This is a genomic window from Flavobacterium succinicans (assembly GCF_001662485.1).
Taxonomy (GTDB): domain Bacteria; phylum Bacteroidota; class Bacteroidia; order Flavobacteriales; family Flavobacteriaceae; genus Flavobacterium; species Flavobacterium succinicans_A.
Window position 1 is genome coordinate 245,326 of sequence record NZ_JMTM01000046.1, and the last position, 25,433, is coordinate 270,758.

Annotated in this window: 20 protein-coding genes; 4 read left to right on the forward strand and 16 right to left on the reverse strand. The window is 34.8% G+C overall.

The genetic code is table 11. The annotated features are described in order from the left end of the window. The first annotated feature begins 95 nt into the window (after nt 1–95). The 4 genes from ruvC to FLB_RS08370 all read left to right on the forward strand — a co-directional run bounded on the left by ruvC (nt 96) and on the right by FLB_RS08370 (nt 3,201). Entirely contained in the window at nt 96–692 is a 597-nt protein-coding gene (gene ruvC / locus FLB_RS08355; RefSeq protein ID WP_231891066.1) for a crossover junction endodeoxyribonuclease RuvC, read from the forward strand. Between the two features lie 2 nt (nt 693–694). Beyond that, the gene (gene hemW, locus FLB_RS08360; RefSeq protein WP_082923247.1) at nt 695–1,885 is read left to right on the forward strand and encodes a radical SAM family heme chaperone HemW; all 1,191 of its coding nucleotides are present in this window, start codon (nt 695–697) and stop codon (nt 1,883–1,885) included. A gap of 85 nt (nt 1,886–1,970) precedes the next feature. Continuing rightward, entirely contained in the window at nt 1,971–2,771 is an 801-nt protein-coding gene (locus FLB_RS08365) for a cyclase family protein (protein WP_064715498.1), read from the forward strand. A 55-nt stretch (nt 2,772–2,826) separates the two neighbouring features. Beyond that, a complete protein-coding gene (locus FLB_RS08370) occupies nt 2,827–3,201 on the forward strand; it encodes an MmcQ/YjbR family DNA-binding protein (RefSeq protein WP_064715499.1) in 375 nt (124 codons plus the stop codon). On the opposite strand, the gene FLB_RS08375 is transcribed toward FLB_RS08370, so the two are convergent. The 16 genes from FLB_RS08375 to FLB_RS08450 form a co-directional block, all read right to left on the reverse strand. Then, nucleotides 3,198–3,776, reverse strand: a complete 579-nt coding sequence (locus tag FLB_RS08375; protein ID WP_064715500.1) for a hypothetical protein — start codon at nt 3,774–3,776, stop codon at nt 3,198–3,200. The genes FLB_RS08370 and FLB_RS08375 overlap by 4 nt on opposite strands. A gap of 89 nt (nt 3,777–3,865) precedes the next feature. After that, nucleotides 3,866–4,945: an MraY family glycosyltransferase gene (locus tag FLB_RS08380; RefSeq protein WP_064715501.1), complete on the reverse strand. Its 1,080-nt coding sequence runs from the start codon at nt 4,943–4,945 to the stop codon at nt 3,866–3,868. Nucleotides 4,946–4,948: 3 nt separating this feature from the next. Beyond that, nucleotides 4,949–6,160 carry a DUF1972 domain-containing protein gene (locus tag FLB_RS08385; protein ID WP_064715502.1) on the reverse strand — a complete coding sequence of 404 codons (1,212 nt, stop codon included), beginning with the start codon at nt 6,158–6,160 and terminating at the stop codon, nt 4,949–4,951. Nucleotides 6,161–6,279: 119 nt separating this feature from the next. Then, the gene (locus FLB_RS08390; RefSeq protein WP_082923248.1) at nt 6,280–7,350 is read right to left on the reverse strand and encodes a glycosyltransferase family 4 protein; all 1,071 of its coding nucleotides are present in this window, start codon (nt 7,348–7,350) and stop codon (nt 6,280–6,282) included. Then, a complete protein-coding gene (locus FLB_RS08395; protein ID WP_064715504.1) occupies nt 7,347–8,579 on the reverse strand; it encodes a glycosyltransferase family 4 protein in 1,233 nt (410 codons plus the stop codon). Before FLB_RS08395 ends, FLB_RS08390 begins: the two co-directional genes overlap by 4 nt. Further along, complete coding sequence (locus FLB_RS08400) at nt 8,572–9,267, reverse strand: acyltransferase (protein WP_064715505.1); 696 nt, start codon at nt 9,265–9,267, stop codon at nt 8,572–8,574. Before FLB_RS08400 ends, FLB_RS08395 begins: the two co-directional genes overlap by 8 nt. Beyond that, nucleotides 9,267–11,645, reverse strand: coding sequence for a hypothetical protein (locus FLB_RS08405; protein ID WP_064715506.1), 2,379 nt, complete (start codon nt 11,643–11,645; stop codon nt 9,267–9,269). The genes FLB_RS08400 and FLB_RS08405 overlap by 1 nt, the downstream gene beginning before the upstream one ends. Nucleotides 11,646–11,771: 126 nt before the next feature. Beyond that, a complete protein-coding gene (locus tag FLB_RS08410; protein WP_064715507.1) occupies nt 11,772–13,052 on the reverse strand; it encodes an O-antigen ligase family protein in 1,281 nt (426 codons plus the stop codon). After that, nucleotides 13,049–14,167, reverse strand: a complete 1,119-nt coding sequence (locus FLB_RS08415; protein ID WP_157490584.1) for a glycosyltransferase family 4 protein — start codon at nt 14,165–14,167, stop codon at nt 13,049–13,051. The genes FLB_RS08410 and FLB_RS08415 overlap by 4 nt, the downstream gene beginning before the upstream one ends. Next, a complete protein-coding gene (locus tag FLB_RS08420) occupies nt 14,158–15,384 on the reverse strand; it encodes a hypothetical protein (protein WP_157490585.1) in 1,227 nt (408 codons plus the stop codon). Before FLB_RS08420 ends, FLB_RS08415 begins: the two co-directional genes overlap by 10 nt. A 1-nt stretch (nt 15,385) precedes the next feature. After that, nucleotides 15,386–17,536 (reverse strand): GumC family protein, encoded by a 2,151-nt coding sequence (locus FLB_RS08425; RefSeq protein WP_082923249.1) that lies wholly within the window; start codon nt 17,534–17,536, stop codon nt 15,386–15,388. Nucleotides 17,537–17,547: 11 nt separating this feature from the next. Next, nucleotides 17,548–18,276 (reverse strand): polysaccharide biosynthesis/export family protein, encoded by a 729-nt coding sequence (locus FLB_RS08430; RefSeq protein WP_064715511.1) that lies wholly within the window; start codon nt 18,274–18,276, stop codon nt 17,548–17,550. A gap of 34 nt (nt 18,277–18,310) precedes the next feature. Continuing rightward, nucleotides 18,311–18,745 (reverse strand): response regulator, encoded by a 435-nt coding sequence (locus tag FLB_RS08435; protein ID WP_064715512.1) that lies wholly within the window; start codon nt 18,743–18,745, stop codon nt 18,311–18,313. Nucleotides 18,746–18,877: 132 nt separating this feature from the next. Further along, complete coding sequence (locus FLB_RS08440) at nt 18,878–22,696, reverse strand: PAS domain S-box protein (RefSeq protein ID WP_064715513.1); 3,819 nt, start codon at nt 22,694–22,696, stop codon at nt 18,878–18,880. 3 nt (nt 22,697–22,699) lie between these two features. Further along, a complete protein-coding gene (locus FLB_RS08445) occupies nt 22,700–23,839 on the reverse strand; it encodes an FIST signal transduction protein (RefSeq protein ID WP_064715514.1) in 1,140 nt (379 codons plus the stop codon). A gap of 5 nt (nt 23,840–23,844) precedes the next feature. Next, nucleotides 23,845–25,194: a sigma-54-dependent transcriptional regulator gene (locus FLB_RS08450; protein ID WP_064715515.1), complete on the reverse strand. Its 1,350-nt coding sequence runs from the start codon at nt 25,192–25,194 to the stop codon at nt 23,845–23,847. Nucleotides 25,195–25,433: the final 239 nt, after the last annotated feature.

Here is a 25,433-nt window from a genome sequence, read left to right on the forward strand (position 1 = left end):
CCCTAGCCCCCAAAGGGGGAATTGTTGTGTGAAAAATTATTTTGCAAAGAAACAACAAACTTTGTATTGGAAAAGGTAAACTTAAAACTAAAAAATTGTCAAACGAACGCATCATATTAGGCATCGACCCAGGAACTACCATTATGGGGTTTGGATTGATTCGGGTTATTAATAAAAAAATGGAATTCATTCAGCTCAATGAGTTGATTTTGTCCAAATACGACAACCATTACCAAAAGTTGAAAGTCATTTTCGAGCGCACCATTGAGTTGATTGAGACGCACCATCCTGACGAAATCGCGATTGAAGCGCCTTTCTTTGGTAAAAACGTACAATCGATGTTGAAATTAGGGCGCGCGCAAGGTGTGGCGATGGCTGCTGGACTTTCTAGAGACATTCCCATTACCGAATACGAACCTAAAAAAATAAAAATGGCCATCACCGGCAACGGAAACGCCAGCAAAGAACAAGTGGCCAAAATGCTACAACAACTTTTGGGACTAAAAGAACTTCCCAAAAACCTTGACAGTACCGATGGTTTGGCGGCTGCGGTTTGTCATTTTTTCAATTCTGGAAAAACAATCGGTGAGAAAAGGTACTCGGGGTGGGATGCTTTTGTGAAGGAAAACAGCCCCCTAACCTCCAAAGGGGGAAATAGCTTGTCTATAAACGCTCCGAAAAAGAAAAAATAATTATGGCTACTTCAAGTTATATTTCCAGTTTTGCCTCCTCCCTTTCGGGGAGGTCGGGAGGGGCTATTTATATTCACATTCCCTTTTGCAAACAAGCGTGTCACTATTGCGATTTTCATTTTTCGACTTCGATGAAGAAAAAAGAGGAGATGGTTTTGGCTTTGGCCAAAGAAATACAACTGCGCAAAAGTGAGTTTCAAGATGAGCTAATTGAAACCATTTATTTTGGAGGAGGAACGCCTTCGGTACTGACTACGGAGGAAATTGAATTCTTGATTGCCGAAGTGTACCGTCATTACAATGTGATTGAAAATCCAGAAATTACGCTTGAAGCCAATCCTGATGATTTGACCCGTGAGCGAATTGTGGAATTGTCCAAAAGTTCAATCAATAGACTCAGCATCGGAATTCAGTCGTTTTTTGAAGACGATTTGAAGATGATGAATCGCGCGCATAATTCGGAAGAAGCCCAAAAATGTTTGGAGCTTGCCACCCAATATTTCGATAACATTTCAATCGATTTGATTTATGGTATTCCTGGGATGAGTAATACGCAATGGCAACAAAACATTGAAACCGCTTTGCGTTTTGGTGTGCCTCATATTTCTAGCTACGCCTTGACTGTAGAACCTAAAACCGCTTTGAATGCACTCATTCAAAAGGGTAAAATTGATGCACCTAAAGACGAAGTAGCCGAAGCGCATTTCCAAATATTAGTCGAAACCCTCGAGAAAAATGGTTTTATTCATTATGAGTTGTCCAATTTTGGAAAAGAAAATTATTTTTCGAAGAACAATTCGGCGTATTGGTTGGGAAAAAAATACATCGGAATTGGTCCATCGGCGCACAGTTATGATGGGATTTCGAGAAGCTGGAATGTGGCGAATAATGCTTTGTATTTGAAGGCCATTCAACAAGATCAATTGCCCAACGAAAAAGAAATCTTATCTAAAGCCGACCGTTATAACGAATACATTATGACAGGATTGCGAACCATTTGGGGCGTTTCATTAGACAGAATTGAAAGGAAATTTGGGCAGCACTATTTAGATTATCTAATTAAACAGTCAGAGAAATTCATAAAGGATGAGTTACTTTCTATTGAAAACAACATTCTAAAACCTACTTCTAAAGGAAAATTCTTGACGGATGGAATTGCGTCAGACTTATTTTATATAAATTTGGAAGAGTAAATTAACCACAAAGGCACAAAGAAATCACTAAGTTCACTAAGCTTTGTGTTCTTTGTGACTTCTTAGTGAACTTAGTGTTTAAACGATGAAAGCCACAATAGAACTAATTGACCAAACTGTTACAATCGACCTATCAAAACCTATTGATATTTCGATTCCTTTGACCAATACCGACGAAAATCCTATTGCTTGGTATATCGAAAAACCTGTCATCGAACCAGTAGTTTTTGGGGATTGGGTAGGGAAAGTATCGGAAGGAAGTTCCTCGACCAATTTTAATAACATCTTTTTCAATCCGCACGGACACGGTACGCATACCGAATGTTTGGGACATATCACACGTGAATTTTACAGCGTAAATCAATGTTTGCAGCAGTTTTTCTTTCGAGCCGAATTGATTTCTGTGGTGCCAGAAATGCAAGGAGAAGATTTGGTCATTTCATTAAATAGCCTCTCGACTGCGCTCGAGGTGACATTACAATCGGGTATTTCTTTTGAAGCCATAGTAATTAGGACTTTGCCCAATTTCAAACTTAAAAAACACCTAAACTATTCGAATACCAATCCACCGTATCTGACGGAAGAAGCGGCACATTTTATTCGTGAAAACGGTATTCAACATTTATTAATCGATTTGCCGAGTGTAGACAAAGAGAAAGATGAGGGAAAATTAGTAGCGCACAAAGCGTTTTGGAATGTAAAAGATGTGAATAACCTGAATGCAGATGCAAGATTGAATTGCACCATCACCGAAATGATTTACGTGCCCGATGAAGTGCTAGATGGTACTTATGTGTTGAATTTGCAAATCGCTTCTTTTGAGAACGATGCTAGTCCGAGTAAACCTATTTTATATGAGTTAAGATTTTTGAATGAGAAATTCTGAGTCAAGATTTCTAACTTCTAAAATCCTAAATCATTAATCTAAAATCAAAAATTCAATGAATTTAGAAACATTTTACGAATACTGCTTGTCAAAAAAAGCAGTAACAGAGCATTTTCCGTTTGATGAAGATACTTTGGTTTTTAAAGTGGGAGGCAAAATGTTTGCCTTGTCTTCGTTAAAACAATGGGAAAAGCAGGAACCCTCGGTGAATCTCAAGTGTGATCCCGAGCGCGCTTTAGAATTGCGTGCCAATTACGACGCCATCAACGAAGGGTATCATATGAGCAAAATACACTGGAACACCGTTGCGATTAATCAAGATGTTCCAGATGCTATGCTCAAAGCATTAATCGACCATTCGTATGACTTGGTTTTGAAAAGTCTTACGAAAAAGATACAGGCCGAAATTGCTAATTCACCTATTGATTAGACGACAATATGTCCCCAGTTTTCTCCAGATTTAATGCGGAAAATTTGCATTTCGCTGACACCAAATTGCTTGGCAATCATTTTAATCCTGGTTTTTCTGTTGGGATTTTGCAGCATTTTTTTGATGCGCATCACTTTGGTCACCGTCAATTTTCTACCATCAGATTTGATGTTGTGTTCCAGCAAATTTTTTCTTGCTTGAATCACGTGTGGACTTTTTCGGTTGTGTTCCAAAAATTCTTCGCGTGTCGCCCATTTCAAGTTTCGAAGCGAGTCGTTATCACGCACATAATCTAAATGTAGCACGTGAACTTGGTCTTCGGACTGTTTTGGGATAAAATGCTCCGCAATAAGTTTGTAAAAAAAGAGATGTCGGTTGACTGGTTTTTCACCTGTATTGATTTTGTAGCGAAAAATACGGTAGCCATCTATCATGCTTCCTTTTAATTCGCGACCTTCTTCAATTCGGTCTTTAAAACTAATCAGCCTTCCTCGGCTGGTAATTGCATAGCGCAATTGCAAGGATTCGTGTACGTCGAATTCTTTAACTTGTTCGTTTGGATATAATCGAATCATATGTGGCTTAGATTGATTTAGAGCAAATATAGCTAAATAATTATGTGATTTTTAGAAATAAAAAAGAAGTATACTTTTTTTTTGAAAGTTTATTGTTCTTTCTCTAGTTTTTTTAAAATGGATTTCCATTTCTGGAGTTTGTTGATCATCAGTAAGAATCGAATGATTAACCAAAAAGCCAGTAAAGTAAAAAAGAGAATAATTGTGGTTGAAAAATAATTCACTAAACCGAAACCCAAACCTAAAAAAAACAAACAGAATAATGCAATGGAGAGTGTTGTTTTTTTATGTGTCAACCCGCTGCCAAGTAATAAGTGATGTAAATGCGATTTATCGGCTTTAAAGGGAGAATTTCCTTTTTTTATTCTTCCCATATACACTCTTAATGAATCGAAAACGGGAATTGAAAAAAACGCTAACAATAATAAAAATGGATAAAGGGGATTCCACTTTGGATTAAGGGTTTCATGTTGCAAAAAGTGAATGCCAAAAGTCACCAGTAAAAAACCCAAAGAAAGTGAACCTGAATCGCCCATAAATATCTTTGAACGCGAAAGATTATGATATAAGAATCCAATGGTAGACCCCATAAAAATAATAGACAATAGACTTAAGTTGTAGGTTCCAAAATACAGAGAAGTAAAGAATAAAGAGAGGAATCCTATCATGGACAAACTCCCTACTAGTCCATCAACTCCATCCATTAAGTTGAAAGCATTTACCACTCCAGTAATTACAACGATTGTCAAGAGATATTGTACCCAAGATGAAATGGAGTAGATTCCAAACAATCCGTATAAGGAAGTAATTCTAGTACCATCAAGGCAAATAAGTAGCGCCAAAAGCAATTGTATGGCTAATTTTAATTTAGCATTTAAATCTCTTTTGTCGTCTATTATTCCTACAATGAGTAGAATAAATGATGCTGAAAAAATGGTTAAGTAGGGACGAAATGAATTTTGATGAGCAGCGGCCAATATTACAATAAAGGAGGAAAAAAATACTGCAATGCCACCCACCAAAGGAATGGCAGTTTGATGCACTTTTCGGTGGTTGGGCTGGTCAACCAAATTAATTCTAATTGCCGTTTTTTTTAGAATCGGAGTAATCAATAAAGTAATCAATAATGACAACAGGGCATAGGATAATAATACAATAATAGTTTTCATGACTTATCGATTTTCGTAAAACAATTGTTGATTTTTTAAATGTCCCAGTTGTAATTCTTCTAAAAACGAACTATTTAATTTATGAACTTCAGGATGAACAGTAGCTTTAGATTTAATTGCAATTGCTTCTTTTAGTAGCAAATCATATTGTCTGGCAATTGTTTTCCAAGTGTACCTTCTGTCGGCTATACTTTTCATTTCAAGGCTAATTTCTTTGAGTTTACTTTCATAAATACTAACAAGATTACTTTCAAGTTCATCTTCAGAGTCAAAATAGATTGCTTTGTTCTCTGTGGTTGTTTTGTTGTAAGAGACTCTGTAGGCCAAAATAGGCAATTGTAAATACATGGCCTCTACTAAGGAAGGATTAGTCCCGCCAGCAGAATGGCCATGGATGTACAAATGCGCATTTCCTCGAATTAAATCGATTTCTCGTTGCTTGTAGATGGGGTCTAAAAGGGTGATATTTGGGTAGTGTTTGTAGGTCTTTTTTAAATTCTTACCGTAGTCACTATTGTTCCAGTTGCCTACGATAACTAGTTTCATTTTTTCTGTTTTTTTGAAAGCTTCTAGTACAATATGTACATTATTTTCAGGTTCAATACGACATACTTTTACGGCATATTTTTCTTTTAAAAAGGGATATTTGATACGATCTTCCACGTTTGGTTTTACTTTTAAAGTGTGATCTGCTCCATATTCTATAACTCTACTCAAAGTTTGGTAACGCAAAGCGGTATAGTTTTGAATGGATTCATTATCTGAGATATCAATATGAGAAAATCGAACCGCTACTCTTTCAGCCAACCATAAATAGAGTTTGGCCATTGGCGACCATTTATCTCTTTTCCATTCAATGCCATCAATAGAGATGATGATTTTTTTATTGGTAAACCAACGCACAAAAGGTAGTAAAAAAGCTCCTGCAACTCCCAAAATGAGCAAGACATCATTATTTCTTAAGGCATGAAGAATCGATAGGGTATCGTAAGGAATACTCTGAATTCCATTGGCTTCTAGTGGGAGGTATTTTAGTTTGGCTCCTTTATAGGTTTCAATTCGTTCTTTTTTGGAATATCTTTTTTTGGAACAATAGACCGTAAAGTCATAGTGTTCTCCTAAATGAGTTACAAGGTGAGCCGCCAAGGTTTCAAAGCCTCCATATTTTGCGGGTAAACCAACAGTGCCAATTATGGCTATTCTATTTTTTCTCATTGTAATTGATTTTTTAAAACTATGCCAAAAAACATGCTAAATTGTTTGAAGTACTATAAACAATAGGATTTGATGTTTTTTTATTGGGTTGAACTTCCAAATCTTGGAAAAAAAGGGCATTAATTGGAAAGTATTCTAGTGCTTTCATTTTCGAAATAATCTTCACAAAAAAAGCGACTATATTCTATAGCTTTACCACTCATTTTTTGGTAAAGCGCTGTATTTTGAAGCACTTCATTTAATTTCTTAGACAGCAAGGGTATATTTTTGCTATCAATTAAAAAGCCGTTTTTACCTTCTTTTACCAACTCTACTACGCCGCCCACTGGTGGTACAATAGTGGGTAATCCATAAGCCATAGCCTCCAAAATAGTCAAGCCAAATGTTTCTATCCATACCCTAGGATTAGACAAATTCAATACTATACTAGCTTCTTTGTAAAAACGATGGGTGTCTTTTTGAGTGGGATAAATGATTAAGTTTTCAGGGAGTACTTCCATTTTAAAATAGTTAATAATTTCATTTTCTGAAGCATTTACTACCAACTTAAAGGTGTATTTTTGATTTAAATGAGCCAATTGCAAAAATTCATTAACTCCTTTGTAGGCTTTGAGTGAGCAAATCATTAAAACAATTTTGTTGTCTTTTAGGCTAGGTTTGATGTTGTTGCACCGTTTCAAAAAGTCTTTTTCGAGTACGTTATAAATAACAGTCGTTTTGATTTTTAAAGGCTCTTGATTGGCTAAGAAATTAGAAACATACACTACTTCGCTGGCCGACCATTTTACAATTCCAAAAAGGAAAAGTTTTAAAATTTTTGGCTTCATACTGGTTTCATGTATGTGATACATAATCTTGCAACCTATTATTTTTCCAGCTATTGCAGCTCCAAATGGCAAAACAGTATTGATGTATAGAATGTCTGTTTTTTTTAATTTGAAAAGTAATTTTATAAGTAAAATTAGCTGGCTACTCATCAAAAAAAGGAATCTAAGTAATGGGTTTTTAGCAAAACGATACCAATAATGATGTGTAGTTACCTTTGGAATATCAGTTAAAAAACCTTGTTTTCCGCCACAAACGTATAGTTCGGTGTTGATGTTTTTTTTGGTCCAAACCTTAAGTAGTTGTTTAAGTACTTTTGGGCTACCGCTAAAATCGTTTAGTAAATGAACTGCAATTACTTTCATGATGTTAAAGTGTTATAAATCTTTTGTAAATAGTCACCTCTACTTTCCCAACTAAATTTATTTTCATAAAGTTTTCGTGCTTGATCGCTCATGGATTTGGTAAGATTAGGTATTTTGTATAACTTAAAAAGGGCTTGTTTCAAGTCGATTACGGTATCAGTATAGCTTTGTTCTGGAATTGTTATGCCTACAGTATCGGTAATGTATTGCCCTGGGCCTTCGTTGTCCAAACAAATAATAGGAAGTCCAAACGAAAGCGCTTCGGCAATGACCATTCCGGCTCCTTCATGGGAAGGAAAAAGGAAAACGGTTGCCTCTTGGTATTTTTGCATCAGTGATTGTCGATCCATCCATTCGATGATTTCTACAAATGGATCAGCTTCATTGTCCTTAATGATTTTTTCATATAATTCTTTTTCGGGACCTGTACCCACAAGGGTAAGCTTGCATAATTTTTGCTCTGCTAGGGGGAGTGATCGAATAAAACCAATAAATGAATTCAATGCCAAATCAAATCCCTTCAGGGCTACAAATCGACCAACACTCAAAACCTGAAAGTGATTGTTTTTTTCTTTGTTTTCTGTGCAAAAATCCTCTGAGGCTACCGATGGATAAACAGAATAATTATCCTTTTTTAATCGTAACATCATGGGAACATTGGAATTCATACACCAAATATGGGCACTATTCTGGATTGTTTTTTGCAAATCTGAAGAGTACTTCCAGCATATTTTTTTAACCGACCAGGTCAAATTATTGATTAAATGTTGTTTTTTGGAATACAACTTTAAGTATTGCCTCGGAATAGGCGGATGATGGCCAATAGGGCCCCAAACCATAGGTTTGTCTAATTTCCATAAAAAACTAGGCATCCAGTCATTATGAAAGTTGACGTTGTGCACTATATCATACGCAATTGTTTGTTTTTTTATAAAGGAAACAATGCCTCGCTGCCACATGTAGTAGTATAACAAAGCTCCTCTTCCGCCTTTTTTCCAGAATCGCATCCAATAGGGTAGATCAAAATATAAGAAAGTGATATTATCAAAAGCTGGATTTGTATTCTCGTTAAGGTACTTTTCGATGGCGGCTTGATTGTTTTCCCTTGTTATGGCAATCACTTTTTGATAGCGTGCTATTTGAAGAATAAAGTTCCATCCCATACCGTCTTCTGAACCTTTATAGGGGTTCACGGCGTAACAAGTTGCTAATATTGTTTTGTTAGACATGATTTCTTTTTTTTATTATTTTGGCAGGAACCCCACCAATGATACTATTGTCGGGAAATGATTTTGTAACTACACTTCCGGCGGCAATGATGCATCCGTTACCTATCGCTACACCATCCAGTACGGTGACTTTACTGCCAATCCAACAATTATTGCCAATTTTTATTCCTTTTCTGCTTACCCCCTGAAGCCGAATGGGCACTTCTAAATCATCAAATAAATGATTTTCTGGGTGGCAACTCCAGTATTGACCCACTATGCAATCGTCACCAATGGTCAACCCGCCAGCTCCACCCAAATAAGCAAATTCACCAATACCAACATTGTTTCCTATTGTGATATGATCCCCAATGTGGTTTAAGGAAGTAGATACGATCACTCGACTAAAAGCACCAATGCTTACATTATTACCTAGCAGAATACCCTTTTTGCTCAATGCCGAGAGGCTTACATGATTGCCCAATTTTAGGTATTTACCCCAATGTATCTTTGAGCAATTGAAGAACGACACGCCTTTACCAAGTAGCATTCCCTTTGGATTTCTCCATCTCAAAAGCACCATACTGCCTCGTATAAAGCATCCCAATTGGATCCAAAGGAACTGAAGCAAGGCGGCGGTATTTAAATTAGGATCAAAATGAAAATGAGGATTCCTACATTGAATTAGTTTTTCAAAAAGCGATTTCATTAGTGGGCCATGGTTATGGTTTGAAACACTTTGCTTAGGGTTACATCCAGATCTACATTGTTAATAGATTGATAAACATTCGATTTTCCTCTATTTTGAAGGCGGTCAAATAGCTGTTTGTAATCTGTTGTCAGTTCTTCTATTGTGTTTTTATTGAGTTCTTGTTTCCTCTTCAAAATGACTGTAGCATCGGCAAAAAGAAAAAAATTGTAATCAGGTTGCATCAAAAAGCGATAGCCAAAAGTGGTTAATTTTTTAGGTAAAACGATATTACTTCTTTTGCTATCATTGATAAAATCAAAATAGTAGCGATCGTAAACCACAACATAGCCGCGAATGATGTATTTGAAATAAATTACAAACTGACCAATGATATAGTCTAAATAGTAATAAGAAAATCGGATCAACGAAGAAATTGGATTGTTGTTTTTTCCTTGCCTAGGTAAGGTAGAAATGGCATCCAATTGGGCTTTTTCTTTTCCTTTTGTCCAAACACTCAATATGGGTAATATTGAGGGACGATGACGCAATATTACCACAGGCTTACGAAGTTGTTTTTGAATGCGATGGGCTATTTTCTCAATAACAGTCGACTTTCCAGCGCCATCCACACCACTAAATGTTATGATATACCCACTGTTATTAGTGAAGCTTTTTAAAGTATCTAGAACATAGAAAGCCATATTTTTAAGGTAATAAAACGATTGGTTTTTTGGATTTTTTTCAATGAATTGCTGCAGTCTAGATTGCTCGTTACCATTTTCATTGATACAAGAGGTAATGTGCAAGTCCAGAGCATTTTGCGATTTTTCTAGTAATGGCAAATAGTGGAAATAACGGCTTGGAACCTTGGCGTTATTCAATAAATAAAATAAAGCGGTAAATCTAGCCGAAACGATAGTAGGTGCATGCCTTACTCCGAAAGGTGATATTGGATTATTTTTATACACTTCTTGTGCATTCATGATTTCTAGATTTCTAACTTTTAGTTGCCAAAGCAAGTCAATAGCCAAGATACTTCCGTCTGTAAGTACCGCTTGTAGGGCATACATAAATGATTTTTTTTCGACAGAAACACGGTTCACCAAATGATGGTTTTTAAGGAATTGTAACAATTTTTTAGCTTCTTTTTTTTCGATTACGAGATCTATATCTGAGGCTTCGCTTAGTTTTTCTGGAGCATAATTTGGAAATTTTAGTGCGCCATAATCTCTGTTTTGAATACTGTCAAAGACATCCATGATTACTAATTCTCTTGGTGATTTTTCTTCTTCAAAGAAAACATTCAAAGCTTCATTCCAAACGGTAAGTAACCACTCAATTTGGGTATGCCATTCTGATTGTTCAGCATACACTTTTAGATAATGCATACAGTTGGTTATTAGATACCATTTAAGTTGGTTTTTAAACGTGTTTAAATCATGATTAAAAAGACAATTTCCTTTACTATCTATGCATTGTTCCTTAAGGTCTTTGTAAATCATGGGCCATTTTTTTCTATCGACCATAACACCTTGCTGAATGACAAAATGAAAGTAATCGAAGGCAAAAGGACGATCAGGTCGAGCCAATTCCCAATCATACAATGCAATCGTTGCATCTTGTTGATATTGATTCCAAGGCGTAAAATCACCTTGCGAAAAACCAAGGGTTACGGGTTGTTTGGTTACAGAATTTGATAGAAATTCTATTTTGCGAACTAAATTTTTCGGAATTCTAGCGTCTTCGATTTTTAAAAAATCAGTTTTTAATTCTTGAAACCAAATCCAATTCTTTACTTCGATGGTTTGTTTTCTGAGCATAGCCATTTCTTGTAAAACTTGTAAATGGGTATCGGTAATTTTGGTAACTCTTTTGCCATTTTCAGAGATGTCAGAGAGTTGAATAATGTTGTTGTTGACTTTTCTAATAAATGGTGTCGTAAATCCTCTTGATACACGTTGAACTTCTTTCAAAATTCTATACTCGTTCTTAATTAATTGTATTGCATTTTCTGTGCATGCAATTTTATAGAAGGTCTTGTTGGCATATAAAATAGCTTTATTATTTGGCCCAACAGTTCCTGTAAATAATGCCCAATCGCTTTTCAAATCAAAAAGAGGATTTTTATCAACAGTATAAAACCATCTTTTTTGTTTAAAAAGCAAACCTTGTAATTTTAGAACAAAAATGAGTTGGATTAGTTTTGCAAAAAGCCAAGAACTTTTACTACCTACATTGTAGAATTTTAAGAATAAAGGTTCATTATTATCGGAATTCCAAATCCATCTTGGCGAACCGTCACGGTTTGCGATGTACGATAATAGAATACTATGTTCGTATCCAGTTGTTTTTTTGGAAGATAAATCGTAGCCCGCTAAATTTAAAATAGTTTTCATGTTTATGATCTTTTCTAATACAGTTATTTGAAAAACTATGCCAAAACAAAAAAACCTTGATTTCACAAGGGTTTTGAGGGTTTTTGGTTTTGGTTGTTTCCATATTTTGGAAAAAAAGTCTCTTTTTTAAAAAGTCCAATCGGGCCTTCTTTTTTTGAGAAATAGTTTTTGAACTGAAGTAAGATGGGCATTGTTTTTAAAAGAAATAGAAAAAATTACCATTTGATAAAACAAGATGCCGTAATTGCTTTCGCCAAAAATGCCAAATTCGGTGAAGGAATTAATTATGATTGGAATCATAATCCCAATGAGCATCAGTCGCGTTTCTTTATTCTCGGTTTTAAATGCTAGAATGGTAAAAAATAGTTGAAATAGTGCAATGAGCAACCCTATAAATCCAAGATTCATTAAAACTTGCATGAAAGTATTATGGGTCATTTTTCCGGGATAAGTGTGTACACTTTGAAAAAATTCTTTGTAGTCAATTCGCATATAACCAAAACCCAGTAAAGGTTCACGCGGAAGTCCTTCCGTAATCAAAGCTTGCCAGAAAGGTAATCTACCAGTTAGAGTCAAGATTTCTTCTAAACGTTCTTTGTCACCGCCTTTGAGGATGATTTGCTGCACTGCAAAAGGCACTACCATTAATACGGCTCCCATAATGGCTAATTTGAGACCTTGTTTTTTGGTTTGGTTGATGTGGAAAAATACAATTAGCAGGACGCCAATTAATGAGGAACGAGATCCTGTCATGAATAAGGCATAAGCTATAATTAGAATTTTAAATATCGTCCAAGCTTTTTGTTTACGGTCGTAAAGATCAAAAATTAAAGAGGCGATACCTACTCCCGCAAGCATTCCTAATTCGTTCGGATTCATCATTACACCACCCAAACGTGCTTCTTCGCCACCATTGGTCAATCGAAAAAAAGTATCAGGATCGAACCACATTCCTATCACAAAAACAAGTTGTAGCACAAACACCGAGTTGCCCAATACATGATACAATCGGATTCGATGTCCTTCAAAAAAATAATCTAAAAGCTTGAAACTTTTGATAAAGAAATAGGCAAAAACTAAACTTTGAAACGTCATGAACCATTGCAATGCACTAAAACCTGGATTTGTACTCCACAGGAAAGATATAAAACCAAGTCCCATATATCCTAAATAGAATAAGGGCGAAAAAATGTTTTTATAACTCAAATTATTAACCGCTCCATATCGGACAATTTTGAAGTAAATTACAATAGATGCTAGCATTAGTCCCATGCGCCCCACTACTTTTATCGCTCTAGTAATGTTGACGTTTTCGCTCCAAGTAAAAAAACAAGCAATCATAAGTACCAAGACTACAAATAAAGCACAGTCTATTTTTTTTAAAAAAGGTTGGTGATTAGGACTCATTGTAGTTTGTATAATTGTTGATGAAATTGCTGTAAAAGTGTATTCCAATTGTAATTTTCTTGAATCATTCGGATGGCATTTTGCTGCAATTCTACAAATTTGCTTGGCGAAGTCCACCCAGCAACAACAGCATTCATCGCGGCTTCAAGTTGGTTGCTAGATTGTCGGTAAATGGTTTGACCCGCATTATATTTTGTGACTAAGGAGCCAATATTGGTAGCATCGGTAACGATACACGGTTTGCCAAAACTAGCCGCTTCGATTACCGATAATGGTAATCCCTCGTTGCGAGAAGGATGCACAAAAACATCCATGGCTTGCAACAATTGTTCTTTTTCTGAACCAAATTTACTTCCATAAAGAATCACAGCGTGGCTCAACTTCAAAGCATCGATTTTCTTTTCTAAGGCTGGTTTTTCTTTGCTATCACCTACAATCCAAAGTTGCGATTGAGGCATTTTTCTATGAAACTTTTTAAAAGCTAGGAGCAAGGTATCCAGTCCTTTAGTGTAAATATCCAATCGACCAATGAACCCCAAAACAAAATGATCTTCGTCTCTTTTTTTGAGTTCAATAGTTGATTTTAATTCAAAACCATAAGGTAATAAAATAGTTTTTCGAGTACGATAGAATTCTTGTAAACCGTTGCGTTCGCTTTTTCCAATGCAATGAATACTTGAAGCACGATTTAAAATTTTACGTTCAAAGAATTGGAAATAAATCTTTTTTAACCAAAAATTTTTGCGCATAGCTATGGTATTGTAAGCTCCGTGAGGCGTGATTACAAATTCAATTTTGTTATGGTAAAGAAATCGAGCCAAACGATAATATACTGGAATCCATCCGCCGTGTAAGTGAAAAATAGCTTTTCCTTTTTTATTCAATAAAGCTTCTTTGAGTTGAGATGAAAAGGCAAAAGGATTTTTTTGTTTTAGAAACAAACGTGTTTCGAAATTTCGTTCATTATAATTTACTGAAGTGTCTGAAGTGATGCCCCAAACTGCTACTTGCTCTCCAAACAAATGTTGCTGCGTTGCCAATTGGTGCACTACTTTGTTTACACCATTCATCCTTTCGGGATTGGCTTTGCCAAGAATAAGATGTATTATTTCCATAGTTGAAAATGGTTTTTTTTCAGTTGATTTTGCCAATACAAAATCATAATAATTTGATTCATAATCAGTCCGATCACAGCGCCAGTAAGTCCAGAATAGTCTAGCAGGAAATGAAAGGTCAACAAAGAAGAAACGAAGGAAAGTAAATATCCCAAAAAGAAGATTTTGTTGAGCACCAATATGCGAACAGCGATTCGGATAGGGTAACTCAAGAAAATAAAGAAATACAACACGGCAATAATTTTTACCACATAGCCATAACTTTGGTATTTTTCGCCACCCGCAAACACGATTATTGGAGTAGAAAATACAAAGAGAATGCTTAAAAGTACTCCAAATAAAACAGCTCCTTTGAGAGTAAGGTTTATCAAGTATTTCTTGGCTTGAGCAACATTTTCTAAATATAGTTTCGAAATTTTTGGAAGAAAATAATTTTCAATTGTTTGTAATCCAATATTGATCACGCCAAATAGAGTTTGCACCAATCGTAAGGCTCCCAAAGCCTCGATACCAATATAAATTCCAGAAACCAAAATAAAAAAATTACTTGAGGCCCATTGCAATAAAGCCACGGTCAATAACCACTTGCCTTGCTGGACATGATTGCTAAGAAAAAAACGCCACGAAACGGGTTTTTCATAGTTTTGATACAAGAACAATACACCAGGAAGACTAGAGACGAGATTTGCGATTCCAATGATGAAAAGCGCAGCATGTAAGTTTAGTTTGGGCATTATGAACAACGAAGAAAGTAATAACAGATACAGGAAGTCCATCCAAAGCACCCATTTTATTTTGGCTATGCCAAGGAATAGTTTTCTAAAAAAATCATTGATTAAGTAACCACATAAGAAACATAAAAAGGCATGGATAGGAACAGGATCTAGTAATGATTTGGGTAAAAAAAGGACTAACAGTTTTGCACTCAACATGAAAAACAGTAACAAAACCATTAGTCCAAGGAATAATGACACTTGATATTCCTTTTTTTGTATCACTTTTGCTACCGTTACTTGAAAGGGCTGAATGAGCAAAGCATTCGAAATGCTCATTGTCAAAAAAGTAAGTAACAAAAGGCTTGAAAACAATCCAAAGTTTGTTAGATCCATTTTTTGTGCCAATACTAGCGTAATTAGAAAACTACTGCCGCTACTGATGGCTTGGTCCACAAGAACCAAAAGCGTTGGATGCTGAATTATTTTTTGGATGGTCTTCATTTTAATTTTTGCGATATTTTTTCCACATTTTTTTGGCTTCAACAAACAAATTTGGATTGTATCCGGTTTTGTTTAAAACAAACCAAACGTTTGGCAATTGAAATTCTTCTTTTAAAAGATTTATGGTTGTGATTCTTTTCTCGGCCGTTTCTCGGCTGTCTAGGACGACTAAATTTTGTGTCGCCAAACTCATGAACAACAAAGCAAGTGGAGCATCTTTTAGGGCTTGATTATGAATTAGCACTAAGTCATAAGTGCTCATTTTTGCATTGATATCATTTTGAAAATGTTCTTGAGTGTATCGATGGTATTTATCATCTGAATAATCTACGTAATGAGTGGCTTCAAATTTGTTGTTGAGTTGACCTGTAGCATCAATAATTAAGGTTTTTCTTCCTTGATTTTGAAACGCTTTAATCAAATTTTCGGAATGAAAAAGATGCTGATTGGCATCGTCATAGGAACTAACCACCAGTATGCTTTTTGGAGGAATAATTCCTTTGATTTCTAATTGTAAAGCTTCTTTTAAAAAGTTGTTGTTTATCGATTCTGTAGTTTTTAAATAAGGAGTAGTAAGCGCAATGGGAATACTGCTACTTTTTTCGATAGTGATAGAATCATTTACTTTTGCTTTTAGAAAATGAACGATGTAAATTATAATTATTGAACCTAATAGACCTATAGCTGCTGCCACAATGATGATGATAATTCTAATTGGCGAAACTGGGTTTTTTGAAACTTCTCCGGCCGTGATAATTTTATGAAAAGCAATTTTGGCCGATTGGGCGATTTCGGCATCTATTCTTTTTTCATTCAAAAAGTTATAATTTTTCTCATAAAGATTAAATTCCCTACTCATTGAATTAAGTTGCTTTTCTTTTTCGGGTAAACCAATAAACACTTTTTCGGACTCTTTGATATCGTTTTTCAAATTGTTGTATTTGATTTGCAGATTTTTCTCAGTGTTTTTTATACTCTCTATTTGGTAATCAATAAGGTCTTTTAACTTTTCATCAATGATTTTTACTTTCTCATGGTTGGGAGTATAAGTTAAAAGTAGGTCCTTTTTTTCGGCTTGTAATTGCTTCATTTTTTTAACCAATTCTGTCGAAAGTAAATCCGTAAATGCCTCAAAGTTTAGGGAAAGCTCCAAATAATTATCTTTTCCTTTAGCGATGTATTGGTTCAAGTTCTTAATAGCATCTAAGCTCATTTTCAAATTGGTTTGCTCAATTTTTTGTTGAGCAATTTTACGCAAATCGGTTTCGGTTTCTTGTCGAATATTGATGATGTTATTTTGATCTCTGTAATTTTGAATATTATCTTCGGAAGCTTTGAGCTTTTGGTTAGACGTTTGGATTTCGCCTTTCAAAAAGTTAACGGTAGTATTTGCGGCTTTGTATTTACTTTCAATATAATCTTTTATGTACACTTCGGCCAGTTTGTTTACAAATAAAGCGGCTTTTAGTGGCACATTGCTTTTGAAATTGATTCGAATAACAGGAACATCTTTTTCTACGGGTACAATATCTAGATTGCTATTTATTTTATCTAATAGTTTTTGTTGGCTTAAGAATTCGAATTCATACTTATCGATGACTTTGATTTCTTTTTTTGTGGCAATATAGTCCTCGTTGATGCGCACTACTATTTTTCCTCCTTCTATGACAAGAGGTTTTCCAATTTGACCATTTATTCCTTCTTTTGATTCTGGATAAAAAAATAGAAACTCTTTTTTGGAAAGAAGTTGTAAACCATATCGTTTATCCAGTGCTTTCGAATCCTCAAAAGATCCATCTATGAGTATGGGAGAATTTTCGAAAAGTTCGGTTGAAAGCATTCCCCCTTTGCGATAAATTTCTTTGTTGAAAGGTAGTTTGCTTATGGTTTTTTCTATTAGAGCAGAAGATTTAAGAACTTCAATTTCGGCGGCAATTTTACTGGACGATAACAACGCATCCATATCTTTAAAAAGGTTCGAATTTGATAGACCTTCTTGAATGTCAGCAAGTTTTAGTCTAGCCGTACTTTCATACATGGGAGTTACATAGTTGAGGTATTTTTTGGCCGCCATAATGGAGAGTACAACACTCAAAATTATAATTGGCATTCCTCTAAACAACGGCTTTAGTAATCGTATATTTTCGTTCATGATAGCGCCGTTTAAAAAACTCCAAGTAAAATTGCTGCAGCAGTGATCGTTGTGGTAAATGGAATAATAGTAGCCACACGTTTGTCAAATTCTTTGTTCTTTTTTGAAGGAACAATTACGATATCGCTGGGATGCAATTGAATGTTCGTATTCAAAATATCCTCTGAGGAGGTTAAATTAAGATGGGTTACGCGAACATTTTGACCTTCTTGACGTAAAATTTTGATAGCTTTGAGATTAGCATAAAAATCAAATCCTCCGGTTTTACTTATCATTTCTAGAAGTGTTACGTTATCTCTGTCTACTTGAAACGTACTTGGATTACGTACTTCGCCTAGGATGGTTATTTCTTTGTTCAGTACTTTTACATCTACTATCGGATTTACCAACCATTGTTTCAATTGTGCTCTTAATTCTTCTTTTAATTCAGGGATGGTTTTGCCTACAACTACTGTTTTTCCAATTTTTGGAATTTCTATTGTGCCATTAGCATCTACTAAAAGCCATTTACCATACACTTCATTCGAATTGTAGATTCCGTAAGTAGAGCCTACACTTAAATCATCTTCTCCCCAAACAGAAAGCGTTATTTTGTCATTTTTTCGAATTCTGTATTCATAATTAGCGTCATAGGTAAATCCTGTTTTGTCTGTGTTTTCTTCTTTGGTTTCAAATACATTTTGGGTTTTACAACTTCCAAAGAGTAGGATCAGAAGGGTTAATTGTACTAGCGTTTTCATGTTGTGTGTCTTTTTTTTGTGTCATTTTTTGTGTCTAAAACATATTTAAAAATCGTTTGATTATTGTTTGATTAGATTTGCTTAATTCTGTTTTTACTTGACTAATTTTGTTTATGACACGTGTCATATTATCACAAACAACAGAGTCTTTAATTATATAATCAAACGCGCCATACTTTAAAGCATCGACCGCTGTTTTGACGTTTTCTTGTGCAGAAACCATTACTACATAAATGTTGGGATTGTAGCGCTTTATTTTCCTGAGTACCTCAAAACCAGTAAGATCTTCCATGTTGTGGTCCAGAAAAATGATATCAGGATTTTGATCAAGATTGTTCAAACAATCATTGCCATTACTGAAGTAAGTAATGTCCGTGTAGTTTAAATTAGCTAAATATTGTTCATACACGTTGGCACAAAAAATATCATCGTCTACAATAAAGAATTTGAATTGTGTTTGGTCTTCCATCTTATAATAATTTTTATAATAGGCATACCAATTTCAAGCCAAAAAACGCGAAGCCCAATGTTTTAAGGGATTTGCGTTTTTTTGTAGGCTTGTTTTTTCCAAATAATGGAAAAAAATCCAATGTTTTGTTGTTTACTCTTGAAGTTCGTTTTTTTGAAGTTGGCTAATAGCGAGGGCTAAAATGGGTTTGATCGCATGAAGTAATGCCGCTATTTCTTCCTTGTTGTTGGTTGTTTTTGCAATTTTTTCTAGTTGAATAATCTCGGGTAAAACTTTTGTGATGCCTAGACTCTCAATACTTGGCTTTATTTTATGAATCAAACGGCTTATTTCCTCATAGTTGTTTTCTTGAAATGCGATTTCTATATTTTGTAGTACTTGAGTAGTTTGTTCAATAAATATGTGTAGCATTTTTTGTACAAAGTCTAAATTTCCTCTACTCAAATTTCGTAAAATCGACAAGTTGTAAATAGTAGAGTCTGTTTTTTCTGCTTGTAATCTTGATTCGTTTTTAGGTCCGTTGACTGTGAGTTTTGCAATAGTTTCTATCAATGTAAATTCGTCGAATGGTTTTGTAACATAGTCGTCCATACCTGCGTTTTTACAGTTTTCGATTTCTGTTTTAAAGGCATTTGCTGTTAAGGCAATAATGGGTGTGTTTAATTTGAATTCGTTTCGTATAATTTTTGTGGCTTCAATTCCATCCAATTCAGGCATTTGTATGTCCATCAAGATAATATCAAAGGTTTGATGTTTTAAAATCTCAAGTGCTTCGACGCCATTTTCAGCCTCGATTACAGAACAATTAAAATACTGCATTGCATTTTGAATAACCATGCGGTTCATTTTGTTATCTTCTACCAATAAAATTGATAATCCTGAAATGTTGACATTAAGCTCTTTGTTAATTTGTTTTACATTGTTTGGATCCCCTTTTTCTAAAGGAAGCGTAATATAGAAAGTAGTGCCTTTTCCTTTTTCACTTTCTATTTTTATGCTGCCATGCATCAGGTTTACTAATTCTTTGGTGATAGCCATTCCTAATCCTGTTCCTCCAAATTTTCGAGTAACGGCTTTGTCTTCTTGAGAGAATTTCTTGAAAATGGTTTCTATATAGTTCTGATCCATGCCTATTCCTGTATCAGTAACTTTGATTCGAATTTTTTGTATACTAGGTCGGTCAGTAATAAGTTCACATTTCAAATCTATTCTGCCTTTTGAAGTGAATTTTATTGAATTTCCGACAATATTAAAAAGAATTTGTTCAATACGTAACGAATCGGCTTTCAATACAGCACTGATTTTCGGGTCAATGGTAGCATTAAGTCTTAAATCTTTTTCCTTGGCTAGGGGATGTAATACTTTAATGACTTTGTCTATTGACTCTCCAAATAAGAAATCTTCTTTTTCTAATTCCATTTCTCCAGCTTCTATTTTTGAAATATCCAAGATATTGTTGAGTATGGCGAGTAAATGCCGAGAAGCAATCGTACTATTGTCTATGTATTTTTTTTGTAATTCGGTGAGTTCTTGCTTGCCTAATTCTCTCAAAAAACCAATAATGGCATTGAGTGGAGTTCGTATTTCATGGCTCATATTGGCCAAGAAAACTTCCTTAGCTTTGGAGGCTTCTTCTGCTTTAAGTTTTTGTTGGTTGAGTTCTATTTCAAGTTGTTTTTGTTCGGTTATATCGAGATGAATCCCAACAGATCCAACTAAATTTCCTTGGTCGTCATAATTTGGTGCTCCGCTTATTGCCCACCATTTGAGTTCGCCTCTTTTGTCCTTTACAGGCATCTGGTACACATCCGAAACCCCTTGTGTTCGCAATTCTTTTTTGTGTTGCATTCTGTCAAGATTCTCTCCAAACACAAAAATTTCGGATGGATTTTTTCCCATTAAATCTTCAATGTCAAAACCTGACATGGTAGCAAAACTTTGATTAGCAAATTGAATGATTTCCTGATTGTCTACTTCTATGATGCCCAAGTTCATGTTTGAAATAATATTTCGATACTTTTCTTCTTGGAATTTGAGTTTTTTTTCTGCTTTTTTTCTTTCGGAAATATCTTGAATGAAAGAACAAAAAAAGAGGCCTCCATTTTCTTTATATGGTATAATGGCAATTTCTATAGGGAATTCTTCACCTTGTCGGTTAACGGCAGGTAATTCAATGTTTTTATTTAAAGCTGGACCTTCGCCAGTTTCTAAATAATGTTTCATGCCATTGTCATGTCCTTGATGATGTTGTTTCGGAATAATAGTTTCGGTTAAGGTTTTGCCCATTACTTCCTCTTTTTTCCAACCAAAAATAACTTCTGCTTGGTTGTTCCAAAATGTTATTTTTCCTTTCTGATTGATATTGATTATGGCATTCAATGAAGCATTCATGATGTTTCGGTTGCGTTCTTCACTTTGTGCCAAAAGCATTTGGTCTTGAATACGTTGTGTTACATCAGTATATTTCCAAAGGTGACCTTTGTACTCTTCCTCAATGACAATAGGAATGTAGTCTCTTTCATAAAATAGGTTGTCTTTGGTTTCTAGTAATTCTCGAATCACCAATTTTTTTCTAGCAATGATCTCACTTATTCGATTAGCAAATTGTTCTTCATTTTTAAAAAGAAGTTGGGATCTCTTAATTAACTCTTTACAGTCAATTCCAACCATTTCGCTTGGCGAAAGGCTAATATTACGCATGTCGCAAAATAGTTGGTTGGTAAAGACAATTTTACGGTTCATATCTTCAACCAAGATGCCAGATTGTAGATTGGCTAAGAGCGTTTTTAGCAAAACTAAATTTTCTGAGAGTTGGTATTCGGCTTCTTTTCTTTTAGAAATATCTTGTAAGAAGGCGCAGAAAAACGTTTCGCCATTTTGAGTAATTGGTATGATGGATATTTCGGCCAAAAATTCATTTCCTGATCGATGGACTCCAATGAGTTCAACGTGCTTATTCAAAAACTCGTTGTGCCCCTCTGTTAAATATTGATAAATAGACTGCTCCCAAAGTGCTTTATTGCGTTCTGGAATCATAAATTCGGTAAATATTTTTCCCAAAACTTCTTCAGTAGTATAGCCAAATGTTGCCGTAGCTTGATCGTTCCAAAACGTTATTTCTCCTTTATCGTCAACAGTAACAATTGCGTTGAGAGAGGAGTTCATGACAATTCTGCTGCGTTCCTCACTCTGTTCTAACAAAATTTGATTTTCTATTCGCTGGGTTACATCGGTATACTTCCAGAGGTGACCTTTGTACTCATTGGCAATGTAGATTGGGATATAATCGCGTTCAAAAAATCGTCCTTCTACTGTTTCTAAAAGTTCATTTGTTACTACTTCTCGTTTTGACAAGATTTTATCTATTCCGTCACTAAAAGCGTCTGGATTTTTAAAGATGTTTTTAGATTGTTCGGCAGAGTTGGTGCAATCTATGCCTACCATTTGATCAGGAGTTACCGGAATCGAAAACATCTCACAAAACAATTGATTGGTAAAAAGAATTATCCTGTTTTCGTCTTCTACCAAAATCCCAGATCTTAGGTTGGCCAAAAGTGTTTTTAAGAGTTCAACGGTTCTCGAAAGGTTTTTTTCGCTATTCTTTCTGTTTTCTATTTGCTGATTTAAGTATTTGGAAATAAACAAAATATCATCTACGTCGTCATCTGCTTTGATGTTTTTGTAATCGTCTTCTAATGCCTCTAAAGTATCATACAAGTTGGATATAGATTGTTGCTTGAGCTCGTATTCTTTTATAAGATTTTGATGAATCTCGTTGTATTCTTTCTCGCTTTCTCTAAAAGAATGACTCATTAAATCGCGGTCTCTTTCGAATGCAGTATAAGAGTCGTTTATTGTATTCAAAAAAGCCATCACCAATGGGTTTTCCATGTAAACCAAAGGCAGGTGTTTGTTGATTTGTTTTTGTAAAAGTTTATGAAACTCAGCCATAAATCATAGTTCGTTTAAACAAGTGATAGTCATGGTTTGATTGTGCAATTCACATCCTGAAAAAGGACGCAGAGGCGAAATTTCTCCATAGGAATAAAATCCTGTTAACAAAGTAGTATTGTTAAAAATATCAGAAACGGCTTCTACTTCCTCGTCAATTCTATTGTTAAGGATGACTTTTCTTCCTACACAGCTAATTAGTATCGCTAATTTGGGCGAAATAGTATTCATTTTTAGACAATTAGTAGCCGCATCACTAGCTGCATCAATTAGTTTGTCAAAGTTAGCTTTCATAAAACGTACTTTGCTGCCAAGAGGGAGATCTCCTGCAAAAGTCATTGATTGCTTTTGTTCGTCGATGGACAATATGGTGCGTACAATAACATCTTCTGTTTCGTTCAATTTTATCGAGAGCGGAAACAATAAGGCAGATCCCGGTAATTCCTGCGCGTATTTTCCTAAGTAGCTTTTGTAAAGATCTAAAACGCTTTTATTGTCAATTTCGTAAAGAACGTTTTTGTCGGATTTAGTCACGGTGCGTTCCAATCCAAAACTTTCCCAACCTCCAATCGAACCGTGTGAAACCTGAAGTTTTTCTCCATAAAAACCTATCGCTACAATTTTGCCAGAAGTAGGTAGTTGATTCAATCCTACGTAAGTTTTTTCAAATTTAGATCCATCTCCAGCCAAGCCTCCTGTCACCAAAACACTATTTGCGGTTGCTTCATTAATGCCTTTTACAAGTTCGCTACCGTTAACTTTTCCACCATCCGAGAGGACAAAAATGAGTTTGAGCTTTGCTTTAGGGAGTTGGTCAACTAGTACTCTACCTGCTTCAAAACTGTTGGCATATTCCTCAATATTTACTTCTGAAGTGGCAATTTTAGTATCGTCAAACTGCATCGCAACAAGTGAAATGGTATTATCAAAAACTTCTTTTCCAAAAATCTCTCCAGCAGATGAAGCCATTGTCAATACAGCATTAGGGAATTTTTCCCGTATAGCATTGTAATTGAGTGTGTCTGAGACTAAAGCTCCAGTGCCAAAACCAATAACTAAATCAGCATCTTCTTCTAATAGTTGTTCTTCATTGACTGTTTTGGTAAATCTTTGATTTTCGTATAAAAAAGAGGTTACTTTCATTTTGATTATTTTTTTAATTCTTTGGTTTGTAAAAGGTTGTAAATAGTAGACTTTCCGATGTCAAGTTTTTTAGCTGTTTTGAGAACATCATTATTGTTCTTTTTCAAAAAGTAAAGAATAATTTCTTCGATGTATTGCTTTAATGTTTTTTCTTGTGAAAGAAGTAAATCGGTTGAATTGATGCTATTAAAACTTAAATCATCTTTAGAAATTTCATTCCCGTCGCACATTACACAAGCCAAATCAATAACCGATTTTAACTCTCGAATATTGCCAGGAAAGGCATATTTTAGGAGTTTATCTTTTGCTTCTTTGGATAAGGTAATTGCAGGCATTTTGTTTTCTTTTACAAACAAATCGATGAAATGTTTGGCGAGCAGCAAGGTGTCATTTTCTCTTTCTCTAAGCGGGGGAAGCTCTATTGGTAATCCGATTATCCTATAATAAAGATCTTCTCTAAAATTTCCTTTTTTTACTTCTTGAGCCAAATCTTTGTGGGTTGCTACAATGAGTCGCGCATTGAATTTTATTTTGGAAGTTCCACCAAGACGCACCACTTCTCTTTCTTGCAAAACGCGCAGGAGCTTGCTTTGAAGGTTTAAATCTAATTCGGCTATTTCGTCAAGAAAAATAGTACCACCATCGGCTTGTTCAAATTTTCCAATCTTTTTTTCATTAGCGCCGGTAAAAGCTCCTTTTTCATGGCCAAAAAATTCACTTTCGACCAATTCTCTTGGAATGGCAGCCATGTTTACAGCAATAAATGGCTTGTTTTTTCGATCAGAATTATAGTGAATGGCATTGGCTACAACCTCTTTTCCTGTTCCTGTTTCGCCAGTTATAGAAACATTGATGTTGTTGTTTAATGCTTTGTTTATTTTAGTAAAGACATTCTTGATCGTACTACTTTGTCCTATAATGGTTTTCTCGAAACTGAATTTTTGCTCTAATTTTTCTTTTAAAATTTCAACTTCTTGAACGAGACTCCGATTTTCTTTTATTTTTAAAATAGAATTCCAAAGCAAATCTTTAGTGTGGTTATTTTTTACGATATAGTCGGTGGCGCCAGATTTTAAAAAATCTACAGCTACTTCAATATCTTCTTGCCCACTAATAATAATGACAGGAATGGTATTGTTAATCTCTTTTATTCTTTTAAGCAATACATCACCAGATATATCAGGTAGACCAAAATCCAGACAAATAATAGCTGGTTTTTGGTGCAAATTATTGAGGCATTCTTTGCCAGACCCATACAATAAAACATTAAAATCAGGATTTAACTTTAGATGATATTTTAAAGTTTCTCCAAAGAAAGGGTCATCTTCTACAATGAAAATTTTTAATTCTTCCATGTTATTTTGAAGCTAATTCCTGTGTAAGTTAAAAAAAAATTAAATACATAGTATTTTTTTTGTAAGATTATTTTTTGACCTAAGGCATTGTTTTAAAAAAATCTTTCAACTACTTTTAGTATTTATTTATATTTTAGTGAAACATTGGTTGGTAGTAATAAAAGATGCTATTAAGGCATTACTTTTGTTAAGGTATTTTAAAACACAACTCAATAAACATAAATTAATTATTTTAGTAA